Consider the following 13292-nt stretch of genomic DNA (forward strand, 5'->3'; position numbering starts at 1 on the left):
CCGACCGCACTGACGCCTCGACCGACCGCACTGACGCCTCGACCGACCGGGCTGACGCCTCGACCGACCGGGGTGACGCCTCGCGCGTCAGGAGCTGGGCGAGGTGGTGGGGGTCGGGGAGCCGGTGGGGGTGGGCTGGGGGAAGACGGTCTTGGAGAGCTCGTCGATCTGGGTCGCGTAGTCCTCGACCTGGTCGGGCTCGGAGACGGTGAGCGAGCCGCGTACGGGGGCGGCGGCGACCTTCTGGAGCTGGGCGAGCTGGGTGACCTCGGGGAGAACCTGCATGTCACGGACGGTGTCGGTGAAGATGCGGGCGTTGCGGGGGTTGCGCTGAGGCTGGGTGAAGACCGGGGCGTAGCCGACCTCGGAGTTGACGGGCACGAAGTGGCCGGTGCGGACCATCTTGACGACCGACTCGGTCGAGATGAGGTAGGTCAGGAAGTCGGCGGCGGTGTCGGCGTCGGTCGCCTCGGCGCCCATGCAGAGGCCGGCGTAGTCGCCGGTGGTGCCGTTGCCGCCCGGCATCGGCATCACATCCCACTGCATCCCGTCGGTCGCCCGAAGCTCGGAGACCAGCGAGCGGTCGCCGGCCAGCGCGACGAGCCGGCCCTGCTTGAAGGCCTGGAACGGGGTGCGGCCGTGGAGCTCCTTCGAGGTGGCCAGCACGTTGGGCTGGGAGAAGACCTCGACGAGGTCCTCGTACGCGCTGGAGGACTCGCCGAGCGCGGTCGTCGTCGGCTCCAGCGGGTCGTCGAAGAGGGTCGCGCCCGCGCCGGCGAGCCAGGGCATCAGGGCGGTGAGGTTCGGCTCGACGTAGGTGCCCCGGAGGCCCTTGCGCTGCTCGGTGGCGTGGGTCATCGCGGCGCCGAACTGCTCGAGGTTCCAGTTGCGCAGGGAGCCGTCGGCCCGGACGCTGGGCGTGGGCAGGCCCTCCTCCTTCATCGCCTCGAAGTCGATGAGCCCGGTGTTGACGTAGACCACCTGCGGCGAGACCGAGTAGGGCATGCACTCCAGGCGCCGGTCGACGGAGAAGTCCTCCATCGCCTCGCGGGAGTACTTGTCGCCGAAGTCGACGTTGCGCGCCTCCAGCAGGGTGTCGACGGGCTGGATGTTCTTGTCCTCGGCGAACTTGACGACGTCGGCGCGCGGAGTGAGCACCACGTCGACCTTCTCTCCGCCGGTGATCGCCGCGGTGAGCTGGTCGGCGGTGGGCCAGGACTTCACCTCGACGGTGACGTTGGGGACCTGCTGGGTGTATTCGGCCGCGAGCTGCTTGTAGGTGTCGACCAGCGCCTTGTGACCGGAGACCCCGAAGACGAGCTTCACCTTCGCCGGCGGCTTCGTCGCTGCGGTCGGCGACGGCTTCGAAGCCGGCTCACCGCCACATGCGGCGAGGGACGCCGAGAGAACCGCCACCAGAAGCGCCGTTGCCAGCCGCGTGCGCCGCACCATTTCCTCCATCTCAACACCAGGACCGGGTCTGTGATGCTTCCACAGACCCGGTTTACCAGCGATTCACTTTACGGTACGTACCTGGACGCTTCCTGAGAACCGCGCCCCGGAAGACCCTTCAGGACCCGTCAGGCGAGGTGATCGCGTGCGGCCTTGATCACATCGTCGAAGATCTCCCGCGCCAGCGCATCACCCTCACGGCGTACGTCCTTGGGGTCCATCCGGATGAGCCGGTCCAGGCGCACCTCGGAGGGCCGGCCCTGGCGGTCCCAGCCGCCGGTGCCGACGTCCATCCAGTGGCGGCCGTAGCGGGCCTCCTGGGCCTCGTCGCGGTCGTGGTCCTTGCTGGTCAGCATCAGGCAGAGCAGCAGGCCGCCCTTGCGGCCGATCACCAGGACGGGTCGGTCCTTGCCCTGGGTCTCGTCGTCCTCGTAGGGGACCCAGCCCCACACGACCTCACCCGGATCGGCGTCACCGTCGCCGATGTCGGGCTCGTAGGAGATGGCGCTCTTGCGCGGGGCGGGCTGGGTGTCGGTCACATCGGCTCCTTGTCGGTGGCGAACATCTTGGCCACCCGGCCGAGGGACATCGAGAAATGAGATGAACACGCCGGACCGGGAGCGCCTCACGGCGCAAGGCCGCTCGTAGCGGCTGAAGTTGGGACCCGGGGCTGCCGCAGCCCGACGTGCTCGGCGACCAGTGTAGCGGCGCCACCAACAGTCTCAACCAACAGTCTCGTCAGAGCGAGCAGGAGGTTATCCCACCTCAGCTGAGACGGTGCTCCAGCTCGGCATGTCCCGCGGCCTCGAGCTGCTCGGAGAGCTGCAGCATGTTGCGTACGTCCTTGGCGGCTGCGTGCGGGTCCAGAGCCGCCCGTCCGGCGGCGATGACGCGGGAGAAGGCGGCGGCGCGGAGCAGCACCACGGCGAAGTCGCTCCCGGCGATCCCGCGCAGCACCTCGTCGACCATCGACTTGAGCTCCTCCGGGCCCGGAGGGTCGGCGACCCCGGCCACCACGTGGGCGACCTGGGCCTTCGCCCGGCCGGCGTCGAACTCGCGCGCAGCACCCACCGGGTCCGCGTAGACCCAGCTGCGCAGCAGGAAGAGCCGCCACAGACAGCCGGCCAGCGACTCCGCCGGCGAGCTCGACCAGACCTCGGCGATCGTCTCGATGCCCTCCGACTCGGCCAGGTGGAGGATCCGCTCGGCCACCGCCGGGTCCTCGCTGTCGCGCGCACCGCGGACCAGCGCCGTCGCCGCCATGTCCGCCGCCTCCTGCACCAGGGCAGGGTCGTCACCCCCGAGGAGGGAGTCGAAGAACCCGTCCCCGGGACGCATCGGCGAGTGGAACTCTCTGGGCATCGAACCGAGCCTAGCGGCCGCCACCCACGTGTAACACGTCGTTCGTAGGACTATCCGGTCGTTCCAATAGGGCGAACAGTCCTACGAACGACGTGTTACATGCGTCGCGGCGCTACCCGAGCAGCTTGCGGATCCGCGCGTCGGAGACCTTCTCGGCGGTGCCGAGCTGCTGGGCCCAGAGCTGGACGCGGTACTCCTCGAGCATCCACCGCACCTGCCGCAGACGGGGCCCGGGCGGGCGCCCCTCGGGCAGCGCCTCGATCTGGTGGAGGTAGGCCTCCTGGAGCGATGCGATGCGGTCGTAAGTGGTGCGGTCGCCGCGCAGGTCGGTGTCGAGCTTGCGGCGGCGCTCGACGATGGCCTTCAGGTAGGTCGGGTAGCGCCGGATCTGCTGGGTGCCGGCCTCGGCGACGAAGCCGCGGTGCACCAGCCGGGCCAGCTGCTCCTTCATGTCGGTCAGCGCGGGGAGCTGGAACATGTCGGCCCGCCCGGAGAGCGCCTTGTCGGTCTCGCGATAGGCCTCCAGGGCCCGCATCACGTCGGCGAGCACCGCACGGACGGCGGCGACCAGGTCGGCCGGCTTGCCGGCTGCGGCCAGCAGTGCGGCGTACGCCTCCTCGGTCCGCGGCAGCGGACGGGCGTCGACCAGCTGGCGGACGACGGCGGCGCGACAGTCCTCGACGAGCTCGGCGGCGCTCGGGTAGGGCGACCCGGCGAGCGCGAGCTTCTCCATCGTGGAGAGCCCGTCGACGACCTGCTTGGTGACGTCGGGCAGCGCCAGGAGGAGCAGCCGCACGACGCCGAGACGATGGCGCGCCTCGGCTTCCTCTGCGGAGCCGGCGACGACGAGCCCGACCGTCGAGCCCTCGTCGGAGAGGCACGGGAAGACGGTGACCTCGTGGCCGGCGCGCTTCTCGGTCACCGTGGTCTCGATCGTCCCGAAGACCCAGGATGTCTCGCCGGTGCGGGTGTGACCGGCCGAGGCGGCGACCTCGGCGATCGCGGCCTCGAACTCACCCTCGAGCGGCGCCTTGAGCGCGTCCAGGTCCTTGCCACGGGCCGCCTCGCTGCCGTCCTCGCCGACGACCCGGTAGGTCGGGCGCAGGTGCTCGGGCACCTTGGACCAGTCCCACGCCTCGCGCGGGATGTGGACCCCGGCGGTCGAGCGCGCCCAACGCTCCAGCGCGTCGAGCAGCGGCTCCTCCCCCGGCGGCGTCTCCTTCAGGAACGCCCGCGCCTTGTCGGGCGCCGGCACGAAGCTGACCCGCAGCGGTTTGGGCAGCGAGCGGATCAGCGCCGTCACCAGCTCCTCGCGCAGCCCCGGCACGAGCCAGGAGAAGTCGTCGGCCCCGACGCGGTTGAGCGTGGCGACGGGTACGTCGATCGTAAGCCCGTCGTCGGCGGCGCCCGGCTCGAACTGGTAGCTCAGCGAGAACGTGAGCGGCCCGCCGCCGGGGTTCTGCAGCGCCCACTCGGCGGGGAAGTCGTCCTCGGTGACCTCGTCGGCGGCCTCGTTGGTGAGCATCGAGAGCTCGAAGGTGAGCAGGTCGGGCGTCTCGCGCCGGGCCTGCTTCCACCACTGGTCGAAGTGGGCTCCCGAGACGATGGACGCCGGGAGGCGGCGGTCGTAGAAGTCGAACAGCGCGTGCTCGTCGACCACGATGTCGCGCCGCCGGGCGCGGTGCTCGAGCTCCTCGGCCTCCTCGAGAAGCTTGGCGTTGTCGCGGAGGAACCGGTGGTTCGTACGCCACTCGCCGTAGACCAGCGCATGCCGGATGAAGAGCTCGCGGGAGAGCTCGGGATCGATCTTGCCGAAGGCGACCGGCCGGTCGGCCACCAGCGGCACGCCGTAGAGGGTCACCTTCTCCCGGGCCATCACCGAGGCGCGCTTCTGAGACCAGTGCGGCTCGGAGTAGGTGCGCTTGACCAGGTCACGACCGAGTCGCTCGGCCCACTCCGGCTTGATCGAGGCGTTCTGCCGGGCCCAGAGCCGGGAGGTCTCCACCAGCTCGGCCGACATCACGAACTGCGGGTTCTTCCGGTGGAGCGCCGAGCCGGGGAAGATCGCGAACTTCGCCCCGCGAGCGCCCTGGTACTCCCGAGGCCCGGGTCGCCGCTTCTCCCGCGCCCGGGCGGCGTCGGCCTTGGAGTCGCGCTCCTCCAGGGCCCCGATGTGGGAGAGCAGCCCGGAGAGCAGCGCCTGGTGGATGCCGTCGGCGTCGTACGCGGCTCCGCCGGAGCCCTCCACGGTCTCGACAGGCTCGACAGGCTCGACCACCGGAGCCTTGCCGAGGTCGATCTTCATCTCCCGGCACACCTGCCGCAGCTGCGACTCCAGGTCCTGCCACTCCCGCACGCGTACGTAGTGGAGGAACTCCCGCTTGCACAGCCGCCGGAACGCGCTGGAGGAGAGCTCGCGCTGCTGTGCCTTCAGATAGCGCCACAGGTTGAGCCAGGTGAGGAAGTCGGAGGTCTCGTCCTTGAACCGCGCGTGCAGCTGGTCGGCCTGCGCCTGCTCCTTGGGATGGTCCTGACCGGGACGCTCGCGGGGGTCCTGGAGCGAGAGCGCGGCAGCGACCACGATGACGTCGCGTACGCAGCCGAGCCGCTCGGCCTCCAGCACCATCCGCGCCAACCGCGGGTCGATCGGCAGCCTGGCCAGCCGTCTTCCCAGCTTGGTCAGCCGCTGGCCGCGCATCGCGCCGAGCTCCTCGAGGAGCTGTACGCCAGCCGTGATGTTGCGCCGGTCCGGCGCCTCCACGAACGGGAACCGGGCGATGTCGCCCAGCCCGAGCGAGGCCATCTGCAGGATGACGCTCGCCAGGTTGGTGCGCAGGATCTCGGGGTCGGTGAACTCCGGGCGCCCCTCGAAGTCCTCCTCGGAGTAGAGCCGGATCGCGATGCCGGCCTCGACCCGGCCCGTACGTCCCGACCGCTGGTTCGCGGAGGCCTGCGAGATCGGCTCGATGGGCAGCCGCTGCACCTTGGTGCGGGCGGAGTAGCGCGAGATCCGGGCGACGCCGGTGTCGACGACGTACTTGATTCCGGGGACCGTCAGCGAGGTCTCGGCGACGTTGGTCGCGAGCACGATCCGGCGGCCGGTGTGGGGCGAGAAGACGCGGTGCTGGTCGGCGGCCGAGAGGCGCGAGAAGAGCGGGACGATCTCGACCAGACCTGTCGACTGACGGCCACGGTTCACGCCCAGCGCGTCGTTCAAGGCGTCCGCCGCGTCCCGGATCTCCCGCTCCCCCGGCAGGAAGACCAGTACGTCGCCGGGCCCCTCGGCCGAAAGCTCCTTGACCGCGTCGACGATCGCCTCGGTCTGGTCGCGGACGACGACCTCGCCCTCTTCGTCCTCCTCGGAGAGCTCCATCAGCGGCCGGTAGCGGACCTCGACGGGGTAGGTGCGCCCGGAGACCTCGATGATCGGCGCCGGCTCCCCGGTCCGCGCGTCGGAGAAGTGGGCGGCGAACCGCTCGGGGTCGATCGTCGCCGAGGTGATGATCACCTTGAGATCGGGGCGGCGCGGCAGGAGCCGGCGCAGGTAGCCCAGCAGGAAGTCGATGTTGAGCGAGCGCTCGTGGGCCTCGTCGATGATGATCGTGTCGTAACGGCGCAGGTCACGGTCGCGCTGGAGCTCGGCGAGCAGGATGCCGTCGGTCATCAGCTTGATCCGCGAGGCCTTGGACGACTTGTCCATGAACCGCACCTGGTAGCCGACCAGGTCGCCGAGCTCGGTGCCGAGCTCGGAGGCGATCCGCTCGGCCACCGACCGCGCGGCGATCCGGCGCGGCTGGGTGTGACCGATGATCCCGTCGGTCCCGCGGCCCAGCTCCAGGCAGATCTTGGGCAGCTGCGTCGTCTTACCCGACCCGGTCTCACCGGCGACGATCACGACCTGGTGGTCACGGATGGCCGCGGCGATGTCATCGCGGCGCTGGGAGACCGGGAGCTCGGCGGGATAGGTGATCGCGACGGAGGTGACGGCGGGCTGGTCGGATTCGGACATGAGGTGACCCATTCTCCCCCGGCGTACCCCATGACCGCACATCGGTTTCTCTCCGGCATCATCAGGGGCGGGCTGGACCCACCAGCCCCCACGCTCGCCGAAGGACTTGGCTCATGACCGACCCCACCCCCGTCTACCGCGACACCCCGCCCCGGCCGCCGTTCGACCCAGAGCTCGTCCCGGTCCTCGAGGCCGCGCTGGAGACCAACCTGCCGCTCTCCACCGAGACCCTCGACGAGAAGCGCCGGCTGATCATCGACGGCCCGCCCGACGTGCTGCCGGTGGACCTGACCGCGGGCGGGGCGGTGCGGGTCGAGGAGCGTGAGGTGCCCGGCCCCGAGGGCGCACCCGACGTCACCCTGCTGATCCTCAGTCCCGCGCTCGACGGCCCGCCGCGCCCGGCGATCTACTACGCCCACGGCGGCGGCATGGTGCTCGGCCACCGCCGGTTCGGGGTCGAGACCTTCCTTCCGTACGTCGCCGACGGCAGCGCCGTGGTCATCTCGGTCGAATACCGGCTGGCCCCGGAGAATCCCGACCCGGCGCCCGTCGAGGACGTCTACGCCGGCCTGGTCTGGACCGCGAAGAACGCCGCCGAGCTCGGCATCGACCCCGAGCACCTGATGATCGCCGGCACCAGCGCCGGCGGCGGGCTGGCGGCCGGCACCGCCCTGCTCGCCCGTGACCGCACCTTCCCGAAGCTGAGCCACCAGATCCTCATCTGCCCGATGCTCGACGACCGGTTCGAGACCGCCAGCAGCCGCATGCTCGACGGCGTCGGCTTCTGGGACCGCAACGCCAACCTGTTCGGCTGGACCGCGCTGCTCGGCGACCGGCGCGGCGGCCCCGACGTCACCCCGTACGCAGCCCCGGCCCGCGCCGAGGACCTCACCGGCCTGCCCCGCACCTACATCGACACCGGCTCCGCGGAGACGTTCCGCGACGAGATCATCACCTACGCCCGACGGCTCTCGGAGGCGGGCGTGAGCGTCGACTTCCACATGTGGGGCGGCGGGTTCCACGGGTTCGACTCGATGGCCGGCCATGCCGCCGTCTCGCGGGCGTCGATCGCGACCCGCGACGAGTTCGTCCGCCGGGCGCTCGGCGACTGATCCGGGCGGCTGAGCTGCCGATTGATCCGCCGATTGATCCGCCGAGTGATCCGGGTTGTGAGCGTCGCGCTAGGAGGACTTGTACCGACAACCTAGATTATGTGCCCATGACCGGGGAGCCGAGCGAGAACGATGTCCAGGACGCGCTGCGCGCGCTCCGCGGAGAGGACGACCCTCACCACGAGCGGTCGGTGCAGACCGTTCTCGACCTCCATCGGCTTCGCGACGCCCTGACCCGGTTCGGCGACGACGAGCCGGCCGGCGACACCAAACCGGCTCGCAACCGGTTCCGAGGTTGAGTCGAAATCAACCAATTGGTGGGACGCCGAGTTACGTAGGGGATTTCAAGAGGGTTACCGTTGCTGACCGTGACCGAATCTCTAACTGTGCGTGACAACCGCACCGGGGTGGAGTACGACATCCCGATCACCGACGGCACCATCCGCGCCGCCGACCTGGGGAAGATCAAGGCCGCTGACCCGGCCACCAGTGAAGAGGGCCCCGGCCTGGCTGTCTATGACCCGGGCTTTGTGAACACCGCTTCCTGCCGATCTTCCGTCACCTATATCGACGGCGACAAGGGCGTGCTCGAATATCGCGGATATCCGATCGAGCAGCTCGCCGAGAAGTCGAGCTTCCTCGAGGTGTCCTACCTCCTGGTCCACGGCGCGCTGCCGACCAAGGAGGAGTACGACGCGTGGGTGCACGAGATCACCTTCCACACGTTCGTGCACGAGAACATCAAGGAGTTCATGCAGGGCTTCCGCTATGACGCCCACCCCATGGGCATGCTGATGGCCTCCGTCGGTGCGATGTCGACGTTCTACCCCGACGCCGCCAACATCTCCGACCCCGACAACCGCCGCCTGCAGATCATCCGGCTGATCGCCAAGATGCCGACGCTGGGCGCCTGGGCGTTCCGCCACGCGCAGGGCAAGCCGTACGTCTACCCGGACAACGACCTGTCCTACACCGGCAACTTCCTCTCGATGCTCTTCAAGATGAGCGAGTCGAAGTACGCCCCGGACGAGCGCATCGTCAAGGCGCTCGACACGCTCTTCATCCTGCACGCCGACCACGAGCAGAACGCCTCGGCCAACGCCGTGCGCAGCGTGGGCTCGACCCAGGTCGACCCCTACTCGTCGGTGGCTGCCGGCGTCGGCGCCCTCTTCGGACCGCTCCACGGCGGCGCCAACGAGGCCGTGCTCCGGATGCTGCGCCGCATCGGCAAGGTGGAGAACATCCCCGCCTTCATCGAGGGCGTCAAGGCCGGCAACGAGCGGCTGATGGGCTTCGGTCACCGGGTCTACAAGAACTACGACCCGCGCGCGACGATCATCAAGCAGCAGGCGCTCAACGTCTTCGAGGTCACGGGCACCAACCCGCTGCTCAACATCGCGATGGAGCTCGAGAAGATCGCCCTCGAGGACGAATACTTCGTCTCGCGCAAGCTCTACCCGAACGTCGACTTCTACTCCGGCCTCATCTACGAGGCCCTGGAGTTCCCGCCGGAGATGTTCACCGTGCTGTTCGCCATCGGGCGTACGCCGGGCTGGCTCTCCCAGTGGCTGGAGCTCGTCCAGGACAAGGAGCAGAAGATCGCTCGTCCGAAGCAGATCTACACCGGTGAGCGTGGCCTCACCTTCGTCCCGCGCGACGTTCGCTGGGCCTGAACCATCATGTCTCGACTCACGTCGTCCAGCGCGTGCGATCGCAAGGCGGAGGAGGGAAGCGGCCCGGTGTTGGCCGTTGACCGACGACAACGCCGCGAGCGTGCGTGATGGGCGGCGTGAGTGGGGTCGTCTGGGACTTCGGGAATGTATTGATCAAGTGGGACCCGCTCCCGGCGATCGCTGCGGGCGTCGGTGACGCCGACGCCCGCGCCTTCCTGAGCTCCTACGACTTCGGGTCGTGGAACCACCTCCAGGACGCCGGCCGCACCTGGGCCCAGGCCCTGACCGCTCTCGAGGGCGACGCACCGCAGTGGCTCAGCGCCGGAGCGGCGTACGTCGACAACTTCCCGCTCTCCATGCTGGGGCCGGTCCCCGGCACCCATGAGCTGGTCCGCGAGCTCGCCGCAGCCGGGTTCCCGCAGGTCGGGCTGACCAACTGGTCGGCCGAGCTCTATCCCCATGCCAGCTCGACCTACGACGTGATCGGCCTGCTCCGCGACGTCGTCGTCTCCGGCGAGGTCCGGCTGGCCAAGCCCGACCCGGCGATCTACCAGCTCGTCGGCGAGCGCGCCGGGATCCCGCTGGAGAGGCTCGTCTTCATCGACGACAGCCCGGTCAACGTGGACGCTGCCGCGGGGCTCGGCATGCAGGCGATCCAGTTCACCGGAGCCGAGCAGCTCCGCAGCGACCTGGTCGCCCTCGGCCTGCCGGTCGCGGCGCTCTAGGCGGCCTCCTCCACCGCCACCCGCTCGGGCGCGCGCTCGAGCCTGCGCACGCCCGCGAAGGAGATCGACATCAGCGCGGTGCCGGAGATCACCGCCGCGACCACGAGCAGCCAGGTGTCGAAGCCGACCGCGACCGCCACCGGGCCGACCAGCGCGAGCCCGACGGGGCGGGCGACGAACGATCCCACGATGTCGAAGGCGTAGACGCGGGAGAGCTTCTTCTCGGGGATCTCCTGCTGGATGGCGATCTGCCAGAAGACGTCGAAGACCTGCAGCCCGAAGCCGTGCAGGAAGGCGCCGAGCAGGATGGGCCACAGCGTCTCGGAGAGGGCCATCGAGACCGGGAAGAGCCCGGTCATCGCCAGGAAGAACACCCCGACCCCGAGCAGCCGACGCGGCCGGAACCGCAGGCAGAAGAGGCCGCCGACGATGAAGCCGGCCATCAGCGCTGCGAGCGCGAAGCCCCATGACTCCCGGCCGATGCCCTCGCCGACGACGATCGGACCGAGCACGCTGTGGGCCCCCGACCAGAACAGGTGGTAGAGCAGCGCCTGCAGGATGAGGAACCACAGCCAGGCGTGGCGCATCACCTCGCGGAAGCCCTCGCCGAGCTCGGTGAGCATCGACGCCTTGCGCGGTCCGCGATCGTGGGTGACCTGCATCCCGGAGTAGGCGACGGCGGCGATGGCGAAGGTCACCGCGTCGACCGTGATCGCCCACCCGGAGCCGACCGCTGCGACCAGCACACCGCCGAGGGCGTAGCCGACCGTCGAGGCGGTCGTCTGCAGCAGCGACCGCAGCGAGATCGCCGCGCCGAGGTCCTCCTCCGGCACGACGATCTTCGTCATCGCCATCGCCGAGGGCTGGTTGAGCGCTGCGACGACGCCGGCGAGACCACCCATCACCGCGATCGAGGGGATCGTCGCGACCCCCAGGATCACCGTCGCCGCCAGCGAGCCGATCACCACGGCGCTGATCGCAGCGGTGCCTTCCATCATCAGCTTGCGCGAGACCCGGTCGCCGAGCACTCCCCCGGCCAGGGTGGTCACCACCTGGCAGGCCGCGAACACCGCCTCGACGAGACCGAGCTGGGTCGCCGTGCCGCCGAGGTCCAGCACCGCGAAGGCGAGCGCGACCGGGGTGATCGCGTTGCCGAGCGAGGAGGAGGCCGTGCCGGTGACGAGGCGGCGGAAACTGGGGTGCCTCAGCGGCGTACGACGCCCGGACGGGCCTTCGATGGTGGGCATGCGAGGAATGTACTTCGCTGACGAACTATTAGCCAACGAATTATCAACCAGCGAAGGTTAGAATCGGGTCATGCCCGAGATGCGTCACTCCCCCGGCTCGTCCACCGCCGGGCCGATCCAGCCCGGCATCACCATCGGCAGCGGCCCGGAGAGCGTGGTCCTCACGCCCGAGACGCTCCCCGAAGATCGAGCCGACCGTCACGTCGCTCGCTGGCGCGACCACTGGATCGACATCGACTTCGACGACGAGATCGAGGCGATCACGGTCCGGATCGGCACCATCGCGAAGTTCTTCGACGACGCCCGCGCTGCCGCCGCGCGCGAGGTCGGGCTCGCCGATTTCGAGTACAAGACGCTCCACTCGCTGATGATCCGTGACACCCCCGGTCACGCCTCTCCCACCGCGCTCGCGAAGGACCTCGGGATCAGCCCGGCGGGGATGACCGGTCGGCTCGACAGCATGGAGCGCGCCGGGTGGGTGCGGCGTACGGCCTCGGTGGAGGACCGTCGCAAGATCAGCGTCGAGGCGACCGGGGCCGGCATCGAGATCTGGCGGCGGGCGATGGATCTGCGCGGCGAGACCGAGACCCGGCTCTTGGAGACGTTGAGCCCGGAGCGTCGCACCGAGCTGGCCACGCTGCTCAAGCAGGTGACCCTGGGGCTCGAGGGCGACTAGCGATCAGAGCCCGGCTGCGCAGATCTGCGTACGCCGCCGACGCCGGTCGTCGGATCCGCTCGAAGCGCGTCGGGGCCAGCATCGAGGCATGACCACCACGCCTGAGACCCGACCCTTCCGCTTCGGCGTCGTCGCCGGGCAGGCTCCCCCGGGCGCCGCCTGGAGCGATCTCGCCCGACGTGTCGAGAGCGAGGGGTACGACACCCTCGTCATGCCCGACAACGTCTCCTTCGGCCATGCCGTCTTCCCGGCCCTGGCCGCCGCCGCTGCCGTGACCACGACCCTGCGAGTGGGGACCTACGTCCTCGCGAACGACGTCCGCCACCCCGTCCAGGTCGCCAAGGAGGCGGCCACGCTCGCCGTGCTCTCCGACGGCCGGTTCGAGCTCGGCCTGGGCGCCGGCCGTCCCGGCTCCGAGCGGAAGAACGCGATGCTGGGGCTCGGCTTCGACCGCCCCGGCGTACGCGTCGACCGGCTCGTGGAGTCGATCGGCCTGATCAAGCGGCTCCTCGCCGGGGAGACGGTGACCGTCGACGGCCCGCACCACCGTGCCGCCGAGGCGTCGGTCCTGCCCTACGGGACCCCGCCCCAGCAGGTGCCGCTCCTCGTCGCCGGCGGCGGCCCGCGGATGCTGCGGATCGCCGGTGAGCACGCCGACATCGCCGCTCTCGGGGTGCCGTTCGACGCCGAGGAGTCCGTGGTGCGCGCAGCCGTCGACCACGTCCGCTCCGCCGACCGCCCCGACGGCACCTCGGTCGAGCTCAACATGAACCTGATGGCGGTCGGCGAGACGGTCCCGCGCTACCTGGCGGGTCGCATCGACACCGCCGCCCTCGCCGCCCGCGGCGCGGTCGGCATCGTCAGCGGCTCGCCCGAGGAGATGGCCGACCAGCTCCGCGAGCGCCGGGAGCGGCTCGGCGTCTCGTACGTCCTGGTCGGCGACGAGCTCATGGAGGCGTTCGCCCCGGTGGTGGACGTCCTCGCCGGCAGCTGAGCACTTTTCGGGTCCGCATAGCCCCGTCTCAGCCGGTTCACA

Annotated in this window: 11 protein-coding genes; 6 read left to right on the plus strand and 5 right to left on the minus strand. The window is 70.1% G+C overall.

Going from position 1 to position 13292, the window contains the following annotated elements; translation table 11 throughout:
- Nucleotides 1-87 precede the first annotated feature (87 nt).
- The 4 genes from IEY81_RS11475 to hrpA all read right to left on the minus strand — a co-directional run bounded on the left by IEY81_RS11475 (nt 88) and on the right by hrpA (nt 6823).
- On the minus strand, nt 88-1416 hold the full coding sequence (locus tag IEY81_RS11475; protein WP_189118629.1) for an ABC transporter substrate-binding protein: 1329 nt from the start codon (nt 1414-1416) through the stop codon (nt 88-90).
- Between the two features lie 164 nt (nt 1417-1580).
- Nucleotides 1581-1991: a type II toxin-antitoxin system PemK/MazF family toxin gene (locus IEY81_RS11480; RefSeq protein WP_189118630.1), complete on the minus strand. Its 411-nt coding sequence runs from the start codon at nt 1989-1991 to the stop codon at nt 1581-1583.
- A 226-nt stretch (nt 1992-2217) separates the two neighbouring features.
- Nucleotides 2218-2814: a hypothetical protein gene (locus IEY81_RS11485; protein ID WP_229787737.1), complete on the minus strand. Its 597-nt coding sequence runs from the start codon at nt 2812-2814 to the stop codon at nt 2218-2220.
- Nucleotides 2815-2926: 112 nt separating this feature from the next.
- On the minus strand, nt 2927-6823 hold the full coding sequence (gene hrpA, locus IEY81_RS11490; protein WP_229787739.1) for an ATP-dependent RNA helicase HrpA: 3897 nt from the start codon (nt 6821-6823) through the stop codon (nt 2927-2929).
- Between the two features lie 113 nt (nt 6824-6936).
- On the opposite strand from hrpA, the gene IEY81_RS11495 reads away from it, so the two are divergent.
- The 4 genes from IEY81_RS11495 (at nt 6937) to IEY81_RS11510 (ending at nt 10333) form a co-directional block, all read left to right on the plus strand.
- On the plus strand, nt 6937-7935 hold the full coding sequence (locus IEY81_RS11495; RefSeq protein WP_189118632.1) for an alpha/beta hydrolase: 999 nt from the start codon (nt 6937-6939) through the stop codon (nt 7933-7935).
- A 107-nt stretch (nt 7936-8042) separates the two neighbouring features.
- Nucleotides 8043-8234, plus strand: a complete 192-nt coding sequence (locus tag IEY81_RS11500) for a hypothetical protein (protein ID WP_189118633.1) — start codon at nt 8043-8045, stop codon at nt 8232-8234.
- An 87-nt stretch (nt 8235-8321) separates the two neighbouring features.
- A complete protein-coding gene (locus IEY81_RS11505; protein ID WP_229787741.1) occupies nt 8322-9608 on the plus strand; it encodes a citrate synthase in 1287 nt (428 codons plus the stop codon).
- 107 nt (nt 9609-9715) lie between these two features.
- Entirely contained in the window at nt 9716-10333 is a 618-nt protein-coding gene (locus tag IEY81_RS11510) for an HAD family hydrolase (RefSeq protein WP_189118635.1), read from the plus strand.
- On the opposite strand, the gene IEY81_RS11515 is transcribed toward IEY81_RS11510, so the two are convergent.
- Nucleotides 10330-11580 (minus strand): MFS transporter, encoded by a 1251-nt coding sequence (locus IEY81_RS11515; protein ID WP_189118636.1) that lies wholly within the window; start codon nt 11578-11580, stop codon nt 10330-10332. The genes IEY81_RS11510 and IEY81_RS11515 overlap by 4 nt on opposite strands.
- A gap of 70 nt (nt 11581-11650) precedes the next feature.
- On the opposite strand from IEY81_RS11515, the gene IEY81_RS11520 reads away from it, so the two are divergent.
- Both IEY81_RS11520 and IEY81_RS11525 read left to right on the plus strand, forming a co-directional pair.
- The gene (locus IEY81_RS11520; RefSeq protein WP_229787745.1) at nt 11651-12256 is read left to right on the plus strand and encodes a MarR family winged helix-turn-helix transcriptional regulator; all 606 of its coding nucleotides are present in this window, start codon (nt 11651-11653) and stop codon (nt 12254-12256) included.
- Between the two features lie 88 nt (nt 12257-12344).
- On the plus strand, nt 12345-13250 hold the full coding sequence (locus IEY81_RS11525; RefSeq protein WP_189118637.1) for a TIGR03621 family F420-dependent LLM class oxidoreductase: 906 nt from the start codon (nt 12345-12347) through the stop codon (nt 13248-13250).
- Nucleotides 13251-13292 lie beyond the last annotated feature (42 nt).

It is taken from the genome of Nocardioides luteus (assembly GCF_014648595.1).
GTDB classification, from domain to species: Bacteria; Actinomycetota; Actinomycetes; order Propionibacteriales; family Nocardioidaceae; genus Nocardioides; species Nocardioides luteus.

Bases quoted from the DNA above. Each gene is read 5' to 3' on its own strand.
- hrpA (WP_229787739.1), bottom strand. From the start codon at position 6,823: ATGTCCGAATCCGACCAGCCCGCCGTCACCTCCGTCGCGATCACCTAT.
- IEY81_RS11500 (WP_189118633.1), top strand. From the start codon at position 8,043: ATGACCGGGGAGCCGAGCGAGAACGATGTCCAGGACGCGCTGCGCGCG.
- IEY81_RS11525 (WP_189118637.1), top strand. From the start codon at position 12,345: ATGACCACCACGCCTGAGACCCGACCCTTCCGCTTCGGCGTCGTCGCC.
- IEY81_RS11495 (WP_189118632.1), top strand. From the start codon at position 6,937: ATGACCGACCCCACCCCCGTCTACCGCGACACCCCGCCCCGGCCGCCG.
- IEY81_RS11515 (WP_189118636.1), bottom strand. From the start codon at position 11,580: ATGCCCACCATCGAAGGCCCGTCCGGGCGTCGTACGCCGCTGAGGCAC.
- IEY81_RS11510 (WP_189118635.1), top strand. From the start codon at position 9,716: ATGGGCGGCGTGAGTGGGGTCGTCTGGGACTTCGGGAATGTATTGATC.
- IEY81_RS11520 (WP_229787745.1), top strand. From the start codon at position 11,651: ATGCCCGAGATGCGTCACTCCCCCGGCTCGTCCACCGCCGGGCCGATC.
- IEY81_RS11485 (WP_229787737.1), bottom strand. From the start codon at position 2,814: ATGCCCAGAGAGTTCCACTCGCCGATGCGTCCCGGGGACGGGTTCTTC.